12 protein-coding genes, 6 tRNA genes and 2 pseudogenes are annotated in these 17297 nt (G+C 59.5%); 8 read left to right on the top strand and 12 right to left on the bottom strand.

The features are described from left to right. Window positions 1-13 precede the first annotated feature (13 nt). Window positions 14-673, bottom strand: a complete 660-nt coding sequence (locus tag ACTJKS_RS01010; protein WP_108183496.1) for a transglutaminase-like domain-containing protein — start codon at window positions 671-673, stop codon at window positions 14-16. 247 nt (window positions 674-920) lie between these two features. On the opposite strand from ACTJKS_RS01010, the gene ACTJKS_RS01005 reads away from it, so the two are divergent. After that, the gene (locus ACTJKS_RS01005) at window positions 921-3368 is read left to right on the top strand and encodes an acyl-CoA dehydrogenase (RefSeq protein ID WP_108183497.1); all 2448 of its coding nucleotides are present in this window, start codon (window positions 921-923) and stop codon (window positions 3366-3368) included. An 89-nt stretch (window positions 3369-3457) separates the two neighbouring features. Further along, window positions 3458-3865, top strand: a complete 408-nt coding sequence (locus ACTJKS_RS01000; RefSeq protein ID WP_041069086.1) for a PA2817 family protein — start codon at window positions 3458-3460, stop codon at window positions 3863-3865. Between the two features lie 89 nt (window positions 3866-3954). Here the strand turns inward: ACTJKS_RS01000 and ACTJKS_RS00995 are convergent, their stop codons facing one another. Then, a complete protein-coding gene (locus tag ACTJKS_RS00995; RefSeq protein WP_108183498.1) occupies window positions 3955-4953 on the bottom strand; it encodes a LysR family transcriptional regulator in 999 nt (332 codons plus the stop codon). Between the two features lie 90 nt (window positions 4954-5043). Between ACTJKS_RS00995 and ACTJKS_RS00990 the strand changes: the two genes are divergently transcribed. From ACTJKS_RS00990 to ACTJKS_RS00975, 4 genes are all read left to right on the top strand, one after another. Then, a complete protein-coding gene (locus ACTJKS_RS00990; protein ID WP_440828790.1) occupies window positions 5044-5670 on the top strand; it encodes an alanyl-tRNA editing protein in 627 nt (208 codons plus the stop codon). A gap of 89 nt (window positions 5671-5759) precedes the next feature. After that, entirely contained in the window at window positions 5760-6530 is a 771-nt protein-coding gene (locus ACTJKS_RS00985) for a 2OG-Fe(II) oxygenase (RefSeq protein ID WP_095668580.1), read from the top strand. Window position 6531: 1 nt separating this feature from the next. Further along, window positions 6532-7170, top strand: a complete 639-nt coding sequence (locus ACTJKS_RS00980; protein WP_108183499.1) for a LysE family translocator — start codon at window positions 6532-6534, stop codon at window positions 7168-7170. 199 nt (window positions 7171-7369) lie between these two features. After that, entirely contained in the window at window positions 7370-9109 is a 1740-nt protein-coding gene (locus ACTJKS_RS00975; RefSeq protein WP_108183500.1) for a dipeptidase, read from the top strand. A 131-nt stretch (window positions 9110-9240) separates the two neighbouring features. On the opposite strand, the gene ACTJKS_RS00970 is transcribed toward ACTJKS_RS00975, so the two are convergent. The 6 genes from ACTJKS_RS00970 to ACTJKS_RS00945 form a co-directional block, all read right to left on the bottom strand. Beyond that, a tRNA-Gly gene (locus ACTJKS_RS00970) sits at window positions 9241-9316 on the bottom strand. A gap of 2 nt (window positions 9317-9318) precedes the next feature. Continuing rightward, window positions 9319-9394, bottom strand: a tRNA-Glu gene (locus ACTJKS_RS00965). Between the two features lie 55 nt (window positions 9395-9449). Further along, window positions 9450-9525 (bottom strand) — tRNA-Gly (locus tag ACTJKS_RS00960). A gap of 3 nt (window positions 9526-9528) precedes the next feature. Continuing rightward, window positions 9529-9604: transfer RNA gene (locus ACTJKS_RS00955), tRNA-Glu, on the bottom strand. A 104-nt stretch (window positions 9605-9708) separates the two neighbouring features. Continuing rightward, a tRNA-Gly gene (locus tag ACTJKS_RS00950) sits at window positions 9709-9784 on the bottom strand. Between the two features lie 2 nt (window positions 9785-9786). Continuing rightward, window positions 9787-9862 (bottom strand) — tRNA-Glu (locus ACTJKS_RS00945). Between the two features lie 384 nt (window positions 9863-10246). On the opposite strand from ACTJKS_RS00945, the gene ACTJKS_RS00940 reads away from it, so the two are divergent. Continuing rightward, on the top strand, window positions 10247-11005 hold the full coding sequence (locus tag ACTJKS_RS00940) for a hypothetical protein (RefSeq protein WP_262949636.1): 759 nt from the start codon (window positions 10247-10249) through the stop codon (window positions 11003-11005). A gap of 570 nt (window positions 11006-11575) precedes the next feature. On the opposite strand, the pseudogene ACTJKS_RS00935 reads toward ACTJKS_RS00940, so the two are convergent. The 4 genes and pseudogenes from ACTJKS_RS00935 to ACTJKS_RS00920 all read right to left on the bottom strand — a co-directional run. After that, window positions 11576-12169 (bottom strand): annotated as a pseudogene (locus tag ACTJKS_RS00935) (methyl-accepting chemotaxis protein); the annotation flags it as partial. Window positions 12170-12484: 315 nt separating this feature from the next. Beyond that, window positions 12485-13387: pseudogene (locus ACTJKS_RS00930) on the bottom strand (HAMP domain-containing protein); the annotation flags it as partial. A gap of 264 nt (window positions 13388-13651) precedes the next feature. Further along, window positions 13652-15004, bottom strand: coding sequence for an aminotransferase-like domain-containing protein (locus tag ACTJKS_RS00925; RefSeq protein WP_108183504.1), 1353 nt, complete (start codon window positions 15002-15004; stop codon window positions 13652-13654). A gap of 193 nt (window positions 15005-15197) precedes the next feature. Then, the gene (locus tag ACTJKS_RS00920) at window positions 15198-15959 is read right to left on the bottom strand and encodes an SDR family oxidoreductase (protein WP_041073750.1); all 762 of its coding nucleotides are present in this window, start codon (window positions 15957-15959) and stop codon (window positions 15198-15200) included. A 237-nt stretch (window positions 15960-16196) separates the two neighbouring features. Between ACTJKS_RS00920 and ACTJKS_RS00915 the strand changes: the two genes are divergently transcribed. Next, window positions 16197-17201: an NADP-dependent oxidoreductase gene (locus ACTJKS_RS00915; RefSeq protein WP_108183505.1), complete on the top strand. Its 1005-nt coding sequence runs from the start codon at window positions 16197-16199 to the stop codon at window positions 17199-17201. The last annotated feature ends 96 nt before the right edge of the window (window positions 17202-17297 follow it).

Below are 17297 nucleotides of genomic sequence, written 5' to 3'. Positions count from 1 at the left end.
AGCATACGCCGGATCATGTACGGCTCAAATCACTCTGCATATCGCCCAGCACCTTCGCCTGATGTTCGCCGAACAGGTGCGGGTAGCACTTTTCCAGATGTTCGAAGAAGAACTGTTCCGGCACATCGGCGAACTGCCCGTGATCGACCAGATACTCCATCAGCAACGCGCCGTCTCGGTTGTACGGGTGGAAAACGCTGTCACTGATGCCGTCAAAGTCCAACGGTGCGACATTGAACAGTTCGCAGAGTTGCTGGTTGAAGGCCGGTGTGGCCTTGACCCAACGGTCGTTCAGGAACAGCTCGGTGTAGCCGTGCATGGCGAACACATCGCTGCGCAACAGCTCCAGCAACCGCGGGGTCGACAGGTGATTCCTGACGTCGGCCAGACCGATACGCGCCGGGATGCCGCAATGCCGCGCACACCCGGCCAGCAAGGTGGCCTTGGGCACGCAATAACTTTCTCCGGTCGCCAACGCATGGCTGCCACACAGGGTTTGCGGGTCGAGGCTGAACGTGTACGGGTTGTAACGCACTGCTTCGCGCACGGCGTAATAGAGACCGAGCACCTGCTCGAGCGGGTCGCGGCTGGCACCGCGGTGCTGTTCGGCGAACTCCACCACCGCCGGGTGGTCACTATCGATGAAGCGGCCGGGACTCAGATACTCGCGCATGACGATGTTCTCCTGGGGGAGCCCCGAGTCTAGCGACAGCTCAAGCACAGAGATAACGACGTTTCGGCCAAACATGCACGCGAAGACGCGGGAATGGCGAACGATTTCCCACGGGTGTTGCCCACCGAACCTACGAAAACCATCCGGGGTTTCCCACGAGTTCAATCACCATGTTCTGACCACCCGTTTTACAGATGCCGTCTAAGCTCTGGTGGGTCGGTTGGCCTTGGTTCACGGAGGATTACATATGCTGTTGTTGTGGATACTGGTTCTGATCGTCGGTGTGGCGTACCTCGCTCACCGCCGCATCGCCCCGCTGCCCGCGTTGGGCATCGTCGCCATTTACCTGCTGGCGATGGGTATTTTCAGCCATGCGCCGGGCTGGTTGCTGCTGGTGCTGTGGGTCGTGCTCGCGGTGGTTGCCGCGCCGTTGCTGCTGCCTGACCTGCGCCGCAAACACTTCACCGCGCCGCTGTTCAACTGGTTCCAGAAAACCCTGCCGCCGATGTCGCAGACCGAACGCGACGCGATCGATGCCGGTACCGTCTGGTGGGACGGTGAGCTGTTCAGCGGCCGTCCGGACTGGGACAAGCTGCTGTCCTACCCGAAAGCGCAACTGAGCGAAGAGGAACAGGCCTTTATCGACGGCCCGACCGAAGAGCTCTGCGCGATGGTCACTGACTGGCAGATCGGCCAGTCGATGGACCTGCCGCCCGAAGCCTGGAGCCACATCAAGGAACACGGCTTCTTCGCCCTGATCATTCCCAAGGAATTCGGCGGCAAGGGCTTTTCCGCCTACGCTCACTCGCAAGTGGCGATGAAACTCGCCACCCGCAGCGGCGACCTCGCCTCCACCGTAATGGTGCCCAACTCCCTCGGCCCGGCCGAACTGCTGCTGCATTACGGCACCGACGAACAACGCAATCACTACCTGCCCCGACTGGCCCGTGGCGACGACATTCCGTGCTTCGCCCTCACTGGTCCGCTGGCCGGCTCCGATGCTGGCGCCATGCCGGACACCGGGATCATCTGCAAAGGTCAATGGGAAGGCCAGGAAGTCATCGGTCTGCGCCTGAACTGGGAAAAACGCTACATCACCCTCGGTCCGGTGGCGACCCTGCTCGGTCTGGCCTTCAAAGCCTATGACCCGGAGCATCTGCTGGGCGACAAGGAAGATCTCGGCATCAGTCTGGCGCTGATTCCCACCGATACACCGGGCGTGGAAATCGGCCGTCGTCACCTGCCACTGGGTGCTGCGTTCATGAACGGCCCGAACTCGGGCAAAGACGTATTCATCCCGCTGGACTTTCTCATCGGCGGTCAGGAAATGCTCGGCAAGGGCTGGATGATGCTGATGAACTGCCTGTCAGTCGGGCGTTCGATTTCGCTGCCAGCCGTCGGCACTGGCGCGGCCAAGTTCACCAGTCTGGTGACTGGGCAATATGCGCAGATTCGTGAGCAGTTCAACGTCCCGCTGTCGGCCTTCGAAGGCATTCAGGAAGCCATGGCGCGCATCGGTGGCAACGCCTGGATGATGGACGCCGCGCGGATGCTGACTGCCAACGCAGTGGATCTGGGCGAGAAACCGTCGGTGCTGTCGGCGATCCTCAAGTACCACCTGACCGAACGCGGCCGCGAGTGCATCACCCACGCCATGGACGTGCACGGCGGGAAAGCGATCATCATGGGGCCGAACAACTACCTCGGGCGCAGCTGGAACGGCGCGCCAATCTTCATCACCGTGGAAGGCGCCAACATCCTTTCGCGCAACCTGATGATCTTCGGTCAGGGCGCCATTCGCTGCCACCCGTTCGTCCTCAAGGAAATGGCCCTCGCCGGCCGTGAGGACAAGGATCAGGCACTGAAAGAATTCGACGGCCTGCTGCTCAAGCACATCGGTTTTGCCGTCGGCAACGCCGCCAGTACCCTGGTGCTGAACCTGGGCTTTGGCCATTTCGAACATGCGCCAGGGGACAGGATCAGCCAAGGTTATTTCCGCGCACTCAATCGGCAGGCAGCGGCTTTCGCCATGCTCGCCGACTTCAGCATGATGTTGCTGGGTGGCGAACTGAAGCGGCGCGAACGCCTGTCGGCGCGTCTCGGCGATGTATTGAGCAACCTGTACCTGGCCTCCGCCGCGCTCAAGCGTTATCACGACCTGGATTCGCCGGCGCATATGGAGCCGCTGTTCCGTTGGGCGATGGAAGAAAGCCTCGGTCAGTCGGAACGGGCACTGGATGAGCTGCTAAGCAACTTCCCGAACAAAGTGTTTGGCTGCCTGCTGCGGGTGATCGTGTTCCCGTTCGGCCGTCGCCACAAAGGCCCATCGGACAAGCTCGGTGCCGAAGTGGCAGCTGTTATTGGTCGCGCCAAAGGTGATCCGACTCTCGAAGAACTGCTCGCCGGTTGCTATCGCCCGCAGTCCGCCGACGATGCCGTGGGTGCCCTGCAACACGCCAGCGATCTGCTGGGTGCCGCGCAACCCCTGCACAAGAAACTGCACACTGCGCTGAAAAGCGGCCAGGTCAAACCGGCGGCGGGCGAACACGCTATCGACGCCGCGCTGGAGGCCGGGGTGTTGCAAGCGGCGGAGGCGCAGACCCTGCGCGATGCTGAAGCGGCTCGGCGCAAGGTGATTGATGTCGATGATTTCGACAAGGAAGAACTGAAACAGGCAGAAGGCAAAGTCCGCTGATGCTGACGACCGTGTAGCTGTTTATTTGTGAAAAACGGGCGCGAGAGCTTTATACTCCCGCGCCCGTTTTGCTCTTGAGGACTTATCTCGTGTCCAACGTCGTTGCCGATCATCTGGTTTTGCTCGACCACCTGCGCAGTATCCTGGTCGCCGTAGGTGAGGCCGATCAGGTTCCCGAAGAAAGCCATGCCTTGTTCCTGGAGCGCTTTGACGAACTGCTGGCATCCCTGCCGATCGATCCGATCGAAAGCCAGTACCTGGGCCAGGACATCCTGACCCAAGTGATTACCCGTTATCCGCAAATTGCCCACCTGATCCCGCGGGATCTGCTGTGGTTCTTCGCTGGTGACTGCCTGCACTACTTGTCTGATGAAGAAATCGACCTGTATCAGGCACTGGAAGAACGTCGCTACGAAGCCGAACAGAACGACGAACCGTTCGACTGGAACCAGGAAAAACAGCTGCTGGCGATGTCTGCCCAGGACAGCAAGCACTGATTTAAGGGTTTGAAGATCAAAAGATCGCAGCCTGCGGCAGCTCCTACAGGGATTGTGTAGGAGCTGCCGCAGGCTGTGATCTTTTGCTTTTAAAGCAGCCCCTCGCTCTCCGGCAATTCATACGCCATCGCCAGATTATTCGGCGCCCCCACCTTCCCCGGCTTGCTCAACGTCGGCTCTTTTTCCAGACACTCCACCAGATAGTCGATGAACACCCGCAGCTTCGGCGGCAGATAACGCGTCGGTGAATGCAGCAGCCACAGCCCACCGTGATAGGACGCGAGGAATGTCCACTCCGGCAGCACCTGCACAATCAGTTTCTGCTCCAGCGCATAACGCGCGGTGAAGTACGGCAAGCTGCCGATACCAATGTGCTGCAACACGGCTCCGAGCCGCACGCCGGTGTGGTTGGCGGCATAGCGGCCACGCACGCCGACCGTCACCGCTTTACTGCCCTTCTTGAATTTCCAGCGGGCATCGCTCGGGGTTTCTCCCAGATAGATACAACTGTGATTGAGCAGATCATGCGGATGCGTCGGTGTGCCGTGGTCGGCCAGGTATTGCGGGGTGGCGCAGAGCAAATGGTCGATGGTCAGCAACTGTCGCCCGACCAGCCCGGCCGGCGGACGGTCCGTAATACGAATCGCCAGGTCGACATGATCGTCAATCAAATCAACCTGGCGGTCTTCCAGCAACAACTCGACATCGACCTTCGGATAACGCCGCAGAAACTCGGGCATGTGCGGATGAATCACGAAGCGTCCGACCGCTTTCGGCACGCTGACCCGCACCAGCCCTTCCGCCTCGTGGGTGAACTGCCCACTGATCTCCATCACCGACTTGGCGGCGCTGACCATCTCCTGACAGCGCTTGAACACTTCTTCACCACCATCACTCAGACGCAATTTACGCGTCGTGCGCTGCAGCAAACGCGTGGCCAGAGCCTTTTCCAGTCGGGAAATGCTGCGACTGATTGCCGACGGCGACGAACCCAGCTGGCGGGCGGCTTCGGAGAAACTGCCGGTCTCCACGACCTTGACGAAGATCGCCATTTCACCGAGCAGTGGCAGCGGAAGATTGATGCTCACAGCGCACAAGTCCTTTGATGTTTGAACGGATTATCACGTTATTGCACGATTCATATAATAAAAAAAGACACGTTAATAAGGGCATGGAATATGACGCTTCGCCTCTTTTTCCATAGTGATGACCTCAAGGCTAATGTGGAAGTCCTCGACTGCACGCCCCACGAGAACGAATTTGCCGTGGTGTTGCGCGCCACGCTGTTTCATCCGCAAGGCGGTGGGCAGCCTTGCGATACCGGCATGATCGGCGAAAGCCAGGTGCTGCGCGTGGTTCAGGAGCCGGATCGGATCGTGCATTACGTCGACCGTCCGGTGAAACTCGGCATGACCTGCATCCACGTCGATGAACAACGTCGCCGCTACAACACCCGCATGCATTCAGCCGGACACCTGATCGGGCATTTCGTGCAAGCCATGGGCTGGACGCCGGTCAAGGCGCACCACTGGCCAGACGAAGGCCGGGTGCAGTTCAAACCGGGCGATGCGGCTCTGGAAGTCGACGCGCCAACCGTTCAATACGGTATTCGTGAGTGGATCGAACACGACCTGCCCCGCCTGACCTCGCTGCGCGAAGGCGCGCGGGAAATCGGTTTTGGCGAGCTGCCGGCCTACGGCTGTGGTGGCACCCATGTACGCAGCCTGAAGGATTTGGGCACAGTCACGATCGCTTCCCTTTCGCAGAAGAAAGGTACGTTATCCGTCCACTACAGCGTGGATTAAGCATCTCGGGCGCTGCCTCGCGCAGCGTCCGGCGCCGGGGGAACCGCACTCGCCGGTTCCGTTGACTATCGATAGATGGACCTAAAACAATGATGCTAGACGTCGAGCGTCTCGATGAGACGTGCATAAAAAAACTGGCCAACGAAGAAGTCCTCGCCATCCGCGTCAAAGGCTTTCTGCCGGAGCCGCTGGCGGTTCAGCTTGGCGACAAGATTCTTGCTCCGGGTTTCGAGGGCTACATCAACGCGCCGAGCATCGGCCGCATCGGCATGGCGTTTTACGAGGCGGAAAACCAGCCGCTGCTGATCGAGGACTACTTCGAACGCGCCACCCGCAACATCGCCGAACTGCGCGAACGTTGCGCCCCCTACTCCTCACCGGTCGATACCCTGCGCTGCATGCTCGACGAGTCCTGGCCGGCCGGCGCTCATCTGGAAAACCTCTATGGCCGCAAGATGTATGTCGGCCTGTCGCGGGTGGTCAAACCCGGTGTGTGCTTCCTCGCTCATCACGACATTTTCGCCAAGGACGCCCCGGACAGCTTTCAAGCCCGCAGCCTGGAGGCGCAGTTCGCCTGCAACGTGTACCTGAACATGCCGACCGAAGGCGGTGCGCTGCAGATGTGGGACGACGATATCAGCCCGGACCGCTTCGACGAGATGCGCGGCGACAGCTACGGCATCGACCCGGCGCTGCTCGGCCCACCGACCCTGGAAGTGCGGCCGGAGCCGGGCGATTTCATCATGTTCAATTCGCGCTGCATGCACTCGGTGACGCCGGGCGTAGCGGATCCGCGACTGAGCCTTTCATTCTTTGTCGGCTATCGCGGCAATGCTTCTCCCCTGACCTTCTGGAGCTGAGATGTTATCGAACTACCTGGGCGAGTTTCTGGCACTGGCCACCATTCACTTTCTGGCCGTGGTCGCTCCCGGCCCGGACTTCGCCGTGACCATCCGCCAGAGCGTACGCTTCGGCCGACTGGTGGGCATCTGCACCGCACTGGGCATCGGCGCCGGTATTTCGGTGCACGTTCTCTACACCTTGCTCGGCGTTGGCGCGCTCATGCACACCACGCCGTGGTTGCTGACCGTGGCCAAGGTGATCGGTGGCGCGTACATCTTTTACCTCGGCATCAGCCTGATTCGCAGTAAACCGAAGTCCACGCTCGAGGGTGAAAATAATACCGACGAGCCGCTGGTCGCGCAGTCACTGTTCAAGGCGTTCAGCACCGGTTTTCTGACCAATGCGACCAACCCCAAGGCCACGCTGTTTTTCCTGGCGATCTTCACCACGATCATCAGCGCCACTACCCCGCTGAACATCCAGGCGCTGTACGGGGTGTGGATGTGCTTGGTCAACGCGCTGTGGTTCGTGATCGTCGCACTGTTTTTTTCCAGCAGCCGGGTGCGGTCCCTGTTCATGCGCATGGGCCATTGGTTCGAACGCAGCATGGGCGTGATCCTGATTCTGTTCGCCGGCAGGCTGGTGCTGTCGATGTAAACGCTGCGCCAAAACAAAAGGCCCGATCCGTTCAACCCCGATCGGGCCTTTTTCGTTTGTGCGCCGCTTTTGCATTTCTGTGCGACGGATCCCACTTCAGGGGCTCCCCTTCAACACCTTCGCGGTGTTAGTTTGGAAAAGATTTGTTTCAACTTTCAAACACTTCCCTTCAAATGCCTGCAAAGGAATGCCCACTGCAATGAATTTTTCCCTCAAGCGTCTGGCTGCCGCCAGCCTGATTCTGGCCAGTCTTTCGTCGTTCACCCTGCCGGCCCAGGCCAACATCAGCCCCGAGCAAAGTGCTGCGATCCTCAAGGCGTTCAGCGATACGACGGTCAGCGATTTTCGTCAGTTTCTCGGTGCGGTAGCGAACAGCAATCCGGGCAAGACCGACAACCTCGCCCCGGCGATCAATGGTTTTCTCGACAACAAGACCCTGACCGCCGAGCAGCAGAACGAGATCAATCGCCTGCTGGGCATCTACACCCGCGCCAAGTACGGCAAAGCCGCCCTGGAAACGCTGCGCGAACTGGTGGAAATCCCGACCTTCCGCAAAGAGGGCGTGGCTCAGCACGACAACCCCGAGTTCATCAAGATCGCCGAAAAGATCAAGAACCTCGCCGAATCGTTCAACCTGAAATTCCGCAACGTCGACAACCGTGTCTATGAAATTTCCCTCGAGGGCAGCGGCGATGACGTCGTGGGCATTCACGCGCATGCCGACGTGGTCCCGGTCACCCCGGAAAACTGGGTGCTGAAGGACGGCACCAAACTCGATCCATTCAAAGTGACGTTGATCGGCGACCGCATGTATGGCCGTGGCACCGAGGACGACAAGAACGGCATCGTCGTCGCCATGTACGCCATGAAAGTGATCAAGGAAGAAAAGCTGCCACTGGCACGCAACTTCAAACTGCTGGTGGACACCACTGAAGAAACCACGGGTGACGCGATCCCCTACTACTTCGAACACAACCCGACGCCGAACTACAACATGGCACTGGATGGCGGTTACCCGGTGGTCATCGCCGAGAAAGGCTACGGCACGGTCATGGCCAATTTCCCGCTGCGCAAGGCTGAAGGCAGTGGCGCCGAAATCACTTCGATGACCGGCGGCCTGGCGACCAACCAGATTCCGTCGGTTTCGGTCGCCACCCTCGTCACCGACAAGCCGGAGCAATTGGCGGCGAGCCTGCAGAAGGCCGGCAACGAGTACGCGAAAAAACACGGTGGCGACTTCAAAGTGGCGGCAAAAGTTGACGGCAAAGACGTCAAGCTGAGCGTCACCGGTGTGTCCGCGCACTCCTCCGAACCCGAGTCCGGCGTCAACCCGGTCGCGCGGATGCTCGACTTCATCAACGGTCTCGACGGCAAGGTGGCGCTCAAGCACAACCAGATCACCGACGCTGCACGCTATGCGTCCAACAACTGGGGCCTGGATTATCTGGGGAAAAAACTTGGCGTCGGCTTCTCCGATTCGTTCATGGGCCCGCTGACTGCTTCGCTGACCTACGTCGGTGTGGACGACAAGGCCTTCAAACTGGCTGTCAACTTGCGCGTGCCGAAGGGTAAATCGCCAGAAGTGCTGCAGAAGGAAATCGCTGACAAACTCGCCGCCTGGAGCAAGAAAACCCACGTTGCCGCGGACTTCACCTACTCGATCGACGAACCGATGTACCGCAACCCGGAAGGCGAATGGGTCAAAGCACTGTTGGCGGTGGCCACGGAGAACCTGGGCATGAAGCACGAGTTCGGCACCTCGGCCGGGGCGACCTCGGTGCATGACTTGCCGAACGGCGTGCAGTTCGGCCTGGCCCGTCCTGAAGTTAAATACACCGGCCATACTGACGGTGAGTTCAAGACGGTTGACCAGTTCCTGCTGGACCTGCAGATCGTCACTGAGATGATGGGCCGTGTCGGCCAACTGCCGAAGCTCTGATAAGACACGGGCCCGTGATTCAGCGGGCCTGACGTGAAAACAGAAAAGGACCCGAAGGTCCTTTTTTGTTGCGTGCAAAATGCTGCACAAACAAAAACGCCGATCATCACTGATCGGCGTTTTTGTGAAATTGGAGCGGGAAACGAGACTCGAACTCGCGACCCCGACCTTGGCAAGGTCGTGCTCTACCAACTGAGCTATTCCCGCAATGGCGTCCCCTAGGGGACTCGAACCCCTGTTACCGCCGTGAAAGGGCGGTGTCCTAGGCCACTAGACGAAGGGGACAGGCTACAACTTTCACTAATAAAAACGCCGCTCACTGAGCGGCGCTTTTAGAATTTGGAGCGGGAAACGAGACTCGAACTCGCGACCCCGACCTTGGCAAGGTCGTGCTCTACCAACTGAGCTATTCCCGCAAATGGCGTCCCCTAGGGGACTCGAACCCCTGTTACCGCCGTGAAAGGGCGGTGTCCTAGGCCACTAGACGAAGGGGACACGCTACCCGGAACACATGGTGTGTGTTTCGGTGTCCAGAGCCGTCTCCGAAGATCAGGTTCTGGTTTCACTCAGCCCTGCCCGAAAGCAATGCTGTTTAAAATTGGAGCGGGAAACGAGACTCGAACTCGCGACCCCGACCTTGGCAAGGTCGTGCTCTACCAACTGAGCTATTCCCGCATTGGCGTCCCCTAGGGGACTCGAACCCCTGTTACCGCCGTGAAAGGGCGGTGTCCTAGGCCACTAGACGAAGGGGACACACTACAACATTCACTCCCTGCCGCGTTTCGCTGTGTGCTTTACGCTGCAAGTGGCGCGCATTCTATGGATGGTTTGAGAGGTCGTCAACCCCCGAATATAAATTTATTTAAATCAATGACTTCGACCTGCTTTACGAGAGCATTCGGGCTTTTCCGTCGCCCGACGATTGACGCCTATATTCCGCCACTCGCCAAGGCGTTATAGTCCGCAACACAATGATGGCAATCTGCGCACTCTGCGCCAGCATTCATATAAGCAGCGTGCAGCCGATATACACAGAAGCTGCTGAATCAACTCGTCGAGCGGCGCTGGGCGCCTGAATGTCCAGCCACTACACTCGCATGCGAACCCTATAAAGAGGTCTTACCGGTGACACCACTCATGATCACCCTGCTAGTCGTAGCCGGGATCGCAATTCTGATCGCCATTGGCTACATGAACCATGTGGTGGAAAACAACAAACTGGAGAAGGCCCGCACCAAAGTCGAACTCAACGACCGCCTGCGCCGCTGCGGCGAACTGACCGAAACCTTCCCCGGTCAGTTCATGACGCCGGCACTCAAGCTGCTGCTGACGCGTCTGGAACTGAACGTCTGCCAGCGTCTGCTGAACCTGGAAAAAACCAGCGCCACGATCAAGGCACGGATCACTGAACTCAACGCACTGGTGGCTCAGGGCGAATCGATCCCGGTCAACAACCCGCCGGCACCGATCCTGACCGAAGCCAAAGCCAAGGACGTCCGCTTCCTGCTCGAAGCCCTCCACGGCCAGATCACCCGCGCCGCCCACGACGGCTTCCTGCCGCCGAACGAAGCCAAACACTGGATCAAGGAAGTCCGCCACATCCTGGTCCTGCTGCACATCGAGTTCTTCAACAACCTCGGCCAACAATCCTTGCAACAAAACCAGCCAGGCCAGGCCCGCCTCGCCTTCGAACGCGGCGTGCAATACCTGCGCAAACAGCAAGACCCGCAGATGTACTCGGAACAACTGCAATACCTGGAAAAACTGCTGGCCCGCGCCAATGCCCAAGTCATGGACAAAATTGCACCGGTCGAAGGCGAAGTGAACCAGCTGACCGAAGGCCTCAAGGAAGTTGAAGCCGACGCGGACTGGAAGAAGAAAGTGATCTACGACTAAGTGTCGAGAGTTAAGAAAAGCCACCGAGAGGTGGCTTTTTTGTGGGGGTGAGCTGGCTGCCATTGAGAACATTCAGTTAGAGATTGGTCGGCTGTCAGGCCGCCATCGCTGGCAGCTCCCACAAGATCAAGATCAAGATCAAGATCAAGATCAAGATCAAGATCAAGATCAAGATCAAGATCAAGATCAAAAGATCGCAGCCTTCGGCAGCTCCTACACAGGATGAGCGCAAGCTCGGCTGCAGCTCTTGATCTTGCCATACCGGCCCCGTCGGCAGGCTGAGTGGAGGGATTTATCCGGGGGGTGGGAGCGCAGCGACCGTTTGGCGAAGCCAAATGCATCGAGAGGAGGTGCAGCGAAGCAAACCGGAGGCGATGCGCCCGGATGAATCCCGGAGCGAAGGAACCCGAGCCACGGCGAGGGCCGTACGTTGGGGCCAAGCCTTTTGCTTACTTTTCGGCGTCTGGAAAAGTGAGCCGCTGTAAGAGCGGAACCATAAGAAGCCGTTACCGCAGCAACGGATATTCACACCCCCCCCCCAAGAACCTGGTCGGCCCAGAGGCCGCCAAGTCAAAGCCGAAAATGCCCCACCATCCCCTTGAGTTCCCCCCCCAACCGCGCCAGCTCAACACTCGAAACCGCATTCCCCCGCATCGCCATCGAAGACTGATCCGCACTCGCACGAATACTCGTCACACTGCGATTAATCTCCTCGGCCACCGAACTCTGCTCCTCCGCCGCCGCCGCAATCTGCTGATTCATCTGCTGAATCAACGAAACCGCCGCCGCAATACTCCCCAGCGCACTTTCGGTCTGCAGGGCATCACTGACGGCAAGCTTCACCAACTCGCCACTGCTCTGAATTTGCTGCACGGAAGCATGCGCTGCCGAACGCAACGCGCTGACCAGCCGCTCGATCTCCTCCGTCGACTGCTGCGTACGTCGCGCCAACGCACGAACCTCATCGGCCACCACCGCAAAGCCCCTGCCCTGCTCCCCGGCCCGCGCCGCTTCGATCGCCGCGTTGAGCGCCAACAGGTTGGTCTGCTCGGCGACGCTTTTGATCACATCCAGCACCGTACCGATATTCTGGATCTGCGCACTGAGGCTTTCGATGCTCGAACTGGCCGACGTTGCCGAATCCGCCAGTTGCTCGATCCGCGCCATGCTCTGGCGCACCACCTGCTGCCCGGTCTCGACCTTGCCATCCGCGGTTTGCGCGGCCAGTGCAGCCTCCTCCGCATTACGCGCCACGTCATGCACGGTGGCGGTCATCTGGTTCATGGCCGTGGCCACCTGCTCGGTCTCTTCCTTCTGGCTGTTGACCTCGAGGTTGGTCTGCTCGGTGACCGCCGACAGCGATTGCGCGGAACTGGCCAACTGCTCGATGCCCGCCTGCAATCCGCTGACAATCGTGCTCAACCCGGCCCCCATCTGCTGCATCGCCAGCATCAACTGGCCGATTTCATCACGCCGGGTAACCTCGACTTTTGCGCTCAAATCCCCGGCCGCAATCTGTTGTGCAACGCGCATCACTGCGCGCAGCGGCGCGACGATCAACCGGGTAATGACCCACGCGGCAATCAGCCCCACCAATAAGGCCAACGCCGAAGAACCGAGGATCAGCACCGAGTTTTTCTTCAATTCCACCTGCATCGCGCCGTCTTCGGCCACATAGGCCTGGTCGACACGCGACATCACTTGCGCCGCGCGCTGGTGCAACTGTTCATAGACGGTTTTTTCCTGGGCCAGCAGACCGGTGTACTCGGCCAGTTTGTCGTTGAAACCGGCGATGTGCCCGGACACTTCGTTGAGCACCGTCAAATAGCCCTCATCCTTGACCGTGGTCTTCAACTGCTCGGCCTGAGCCTGGGCCTGGGCCGCCTGCTCAATGCTGCCCTTGCCGGCACTGTCGGCATCGCCCTTGCGGCTCTGATCCAGACGAACCCGTGCCTCGTTCATCGCTTGCAGCATCAACCGCGACACCTGACTGACCTGACTGGCCTGTTCGATGAACTGCGCACCATCCTTGCCTTCGCTGTCCTTTAACGTGTACGCGCCATCATCGGCCAGCCCGGCTTGCAGCACGTCCAGGTTATTGGCCACGCTGGACACCGACCAACTGGCCATTTCCAGCGCCAGATCCTTGGCCTGGGTCAGTGAAACGAACTCGTCAAACGCCTTGCGATAGTCGCCCAAGGCTTGCTCGACATCGCTCATCACCGCCCCGTTCGCCGGCGTCTGCGCCTTGAGTTGCGCGGCCTGGGCCAACAGACCGTCGACGCCCTCGTGCACGGCATCAACCGTTTTCGGGTTGCTGTGCAGCGCATAGTCCTGCTCCAGCAACCGCACCTTGAGCAAGGCACTGTTGAGCGACGACATTTGCTTCAAGCCGTCGAAGCGCTGGCTGATGGTCTGCAGGGACCAGACTCCAATGGCAGCCACCAGCGCAGTCAACAGCAGCACCAGTACGAACCCGAGACCCAGTTTCTTTGCCATACCGAGGTTGGCAAAACGTCCTTGCACGGCCGAAATCATTGCGCGTAGTCCCCTGCCAAAGTCTGTTGCCGAAGATTCGCAACGGTCATGGAGCAGCACAAGTCTCTGGCGTCGGAATAATGGCAAAAAGCTACGCACGCGTCGTTTTCAGAACGTTTGAGGTCGATTCACGCTGGTATTGCGAAAAAACTGCCGGGCCCGTGGATCACAGGCATAGGCCACATTGATTCGCTGCCAGTCACTGATCTCGCCGCTCGGACTGAAAGCCCCCGCAGGACTGAGACTGACACCACTGCACTGCGCATGCCTGTGCAAGCGCTCCGGATCATTCAGCGGTGAGCGGGCCCAGATGAACAGGCCGCCACACGGTTTGCCGAAAACCTCCCAGCCTGCGTCCTCCAATGCCTGCAATGCGGCGACGCGGTCGGTATTCAGGCGTTGACGCTGGCGCTGGACCATTTTTCGATAGGCGCCACTGGCCAAGAGGCTCGCCAGCACCGCTTCATTGAAACTCGAGGCTCCCATGCTGCTGATCATCTTGACCCGGGCCAGACGCGCGATCAGTTCTGGCCCGGCGTACACAAACCCGACGCGCAGCGAGCTGCTCAGCGTCTTGGAAAAACTGCCGACGTAAATCACCCGTTCATCAAGTGCCGCCAGGCGTACACCGTTGCCATTGTGCAGATCGGCGTAGACATCGTCTTCGATCAGTTGCACATCGTGCGCGTTGCACAATCGCAGGATCTGCTGTGCCACACACGGACTCAGGCAGGAGCCGGTGGGATTGTGGTGATGGCTGTTGACGAACATCGCGACGGGCCGGCACTGGCGCAACAGTGCCTCCAGCGCCTGAGGGTCAGGCCCGCTTGGCGTACGCCGGACTTCCAGCAGCTGCGCGCCACGCAGGCGCAACAGCTCGAACAGCGGCGCATAGCCCGGGGTTTCGACAACAACGCAGTCCCCGGCCTTAACCAGCGTGCGCACGAGCAGATCCAGCGCCTGGCTGGCACCGGAGGTCGTCAGCACCTGTTCCGCCGGGGCCTGGATGTCGATCAGCCTGAGACGTCTGACGATCTGCGCACGCAGCGCCGCAAACCCCAGCGGGGTGCTGTAATTGAACAGACTCGCCATGTCGGTTCGCGCCACCTGACGGATTGCATAGCTGAGGTCATCGGACTCGCGCCAGCTTTGCGGCAAACCGCCCTCGCCGAGTTTCAAACTGCTCTCGGCCCGCCCGTATTCAAGCCCGAGCAAAGCGCGGCTGTGCGCGGCGACCATGAATCCCGCGCCCTGCCGCGGGGCCAGGATACCTTGCGCCACCAGCCGCTCGCAGGCCTCGGCCACACACGACTGGCTGAGCAGATTGGAGCGTGCTATCTGTCTGACGGAGGGCAGTCGCGTGCTCGGCGCCACACCCGTTCGCGAGATCCACTCGGTCATTCCATCAACAATCTGCTGTACGACCGGCACCATTGCCTGTCGGTCAATTCTCAATTCCATGAGCACGCAAACTCCTGTCCGTTTTGCTGGCGGCAGTAAATCACAGCCGCGTCGTTCAGGCTGTGCGACAACGCCGTCAAAAGCAGTCGTTCTAACCGTTTGATACACATTGTTTAGCGGTTTAACGGGACGGATCGCCAGCCATGAAAAAACCCGCACGATGGCGGGTTTCTTCATGGCTGACAGAATCGTTTCAGAAAGCAGTAACGCCGCCATCCACGGCCAGAGAGTGACCGGTGGTGAACGCCGCGCCATCGCTGCACAGATACAGCACGGCACTGGCGATTTCCTCGACCTTGCCGATACGCCCCACCGGGTGCATCGCATTGGCGAACTCGCCTTTTTTCGGATCGGCCTCGTAGGCCCGGCGGAACATGTCAGTGTCGATCACCGCCGGGCACACAGCGTTGACGCGAATTTTCTTCTTCGCATATTCGATCGCCGCCGATTTGGTCAGGCCAATCACCGCGTGTTTGGACGCCGCATAGATGCTCATCTTCGGTGCCGCGCCAAGCCCTGCCACCGAAGCAGTGTTGACGATCGCCCCGCCGCCCTGGGCCAGCAGCAACGGCAACTGGTACTTCATGCACAGCCAGACGCCCTTGACGTTGACGCCCATGATCGCGTCGAACTCGTCCATCGAGCCGTCAGCTAGTTTGCCTTGCTCGATTTCGATCCCGGCATTGTTGAAGGCATAGTCGAGACGTCCGTAAGTATTGATCACCTCGTCCATCAGATTCTTCACTTCGCTTTCAACGGTAACGTTGCAGCGCACGAAGGTTGCTTCACCACCGGCTGTACGAATCAGCGCCACCGTACCCTCGCCCCCTGCCGCGTCCAGATCGGCCACCACCACTTTCAGGCCTTCGGCGGCGAACGCCTGGGCGGTCGCGCGGCCAATGCCATTGGCCGCGCCAGTGACTACGGCAACCTGACCGGAAAACGTCATGCTCATTGTTATGTCCTCGGAGGAGAGATGCAGGAGGGTTTGCAGACTCGCAGCATAGCCATCACGGCCCGCCCCGCATCAGCACTATCAGAAGGCTGTTTATGCCTTCATGCGTCGCAGTGATAAAACCCGCCGGGCGACTATCACTGCACTGGATCATTGTGCATTCGCCGCATCAGCTCACCTTGCAGCATTGGCCTTGAGGGTCTATCAACAAGGCTTCATTCAGTTCGAGTGCATGCCATGACCAGCCAGACCAATCGCCAATTCCTGCTCGCCAAACGCCCAGTGGGTGCTGCCACCCGCGAGACCTTCACTTATCAGGAAGTCCCGGTCGGCGAACCTGCGGCAGGGCAGATTCTGGTCAAGAACGAATACCTGTCCCTCGACCCGGCCATGCGTGGCTGGATGAACGAGGGCAAGTCCTACATCCCGCCGGTAGAAATCGGTGAAGTGATGCGCGCTCTGGGCGTCGGCAAAGTCATCGCTTCGAATAACCCGGGCTTTGCCATCGGCGACTACGTCAACGGCGCCGTCGGTGTGCAGGATTACTTCCTCGGCGAGCCCAGAGGTTTCTACAAGGTCGATCCGAAACTGGCGCCGCTGCCGGTGTATTTGTCTGCACTGGGCATGACCGGCATGACCGCTTACTTCGCGTTGCTCGACGTCGGCGCACCAAAAGCTGGTGACACCGTGGTGCTGTCCGGGGCTGCGGGCGCGGTAGGCAGCATTGCCGGGCAAATCGCCAAGATCAAGGGTTGCCGGGTGGTGGGCATCGCCGGCGGGGCCGACAAGTGCAAGTACCTGATCGATGAACTGGGCTTCGACGGCGCCATCGATTACAAGCACGAAGACGTGCTGGCCGGGCTCAAGCGCGAGTGCCCGAAAGGCGTGAATGTGTATTTCGATAACGTCGGCGGCGAGATCCTCGACGCCGTGCTCAGTCGTCTGGCGCCAAAAGCCCGGGTGGTGATTTGCGGCGCCATCAGCCAGTACAACAACAAGGAAGCGGTCAAAGGCCCGGCCAACTACCTGTCATTGCTGGTCAACCGCGCACGCATGGAGGGCTTTGTGGTGATGGACTACGCCGCGCAATACGCCAGTGCCGCGCAGGAAATGGCCGGCTGGATGGCCAAGGGACAACTCAAAAGCAAGGAAGACATCGTCGAAGGTCTGCAGACCTTTCCGGAGACACTGATGAAATTGTTTAGCGGGGAGAACTTCGGCAAGTTGGTGCTGAAAATCTAAACAAAAGATCGCAGCCTCTGTAGGAGCTGCCGAAGGCTGCGATCTTTTGATCTTGCCTTTAAAAAGCAAAATCAACAGATCGCAGCCTTCGGCAGC

It is taken from the genome of Pseudomonas sp. 22189 (assembly GCF_052045635.1).
In the GTDB taxonomy this organism is placed as follows: Bacteria; Pseudomonadota; Gammaproteobacteria; order Pseudomonadales; family Pseudomonadaceae; genus Aquipseudomonas; species Aquipseudomonas parakoreensis.
The sequence above is the reverse complement of the archived record's forward strand: the minus strand, read 5'-3'. Positions and strand labels throughout refer to the sequence as shown.

Coding starts and splice junctions, on each gene's coding strand:
- ACTJKS_RS00915 (WP_108183505.1), top strand. CDS start 16,197: ATGACCAGCCAGACCAATCGCCAATTCCTGCTCGCCAAACGCCCAGTG.
- ACTJKS_RS00985 (WP_095668580.1), top strand. CDS start 5,760: ATGATGCTAGACGTCGAGCGTCTCGATGAGACGTGCATAAAAAAACTG.
- ACTJKS_RS00980 (WP_108183499.1), top strand. CDS start 6,532: ATGTTATCGAACTACCTGGGCGAGTTTCTGGCACTGGCCACCATTCAC.
- ACTJKS_RS01005 (WP_108183497.1), top strand. CDS start 921: ATGCTGTTGTTGTGGATACTGGTTCTGATCGTCGGTGTGGCGTACCTC.
- ACTJKS_RS00920 (WP_041073750.1), bottom strand. CDS start 15,959: ATGAGCATGACGTTTTCCGGTCAGGTTGCCGTAGTCACTGGCGCGGCC.
- ACTJKS_RS00940 (WP_262949636.1), top strand. CDS start 10,247: ATGATCACCCTGCTAGTCGTAGCCGGGATCGCAATTCTGATCGCCATT.
- ACTJKS_RS00925 (WP_108183504.1), bottom strand. CDS start 15,004: ATGGAATTGAGAATTGACCGACAGGCAATGGTGCCGGTCGTACAGCAG.
- ACTJKS_RS00975 (WP_108183500.1), top strand. CDS start 7,370: ATGAATTTTTCCCTCAAGCGTCTGGCTGCCGCCAGCCTGATTCTGGCC.
- ACTJKS_RS00990 (WP_440828790.1), top strand. CDS start 5,044: ATGACGCTTCGCCTCTTTTTCCATAGTGATGACCTCAAGGCTAATGTG.
- ACTJKS_RS01010 (WP_108183496.1), bottom strand. CDS start 673: ATGCGCGAGTATCTGAGTCCCGGCCGCTTCATCGATAGTGACCACCCG.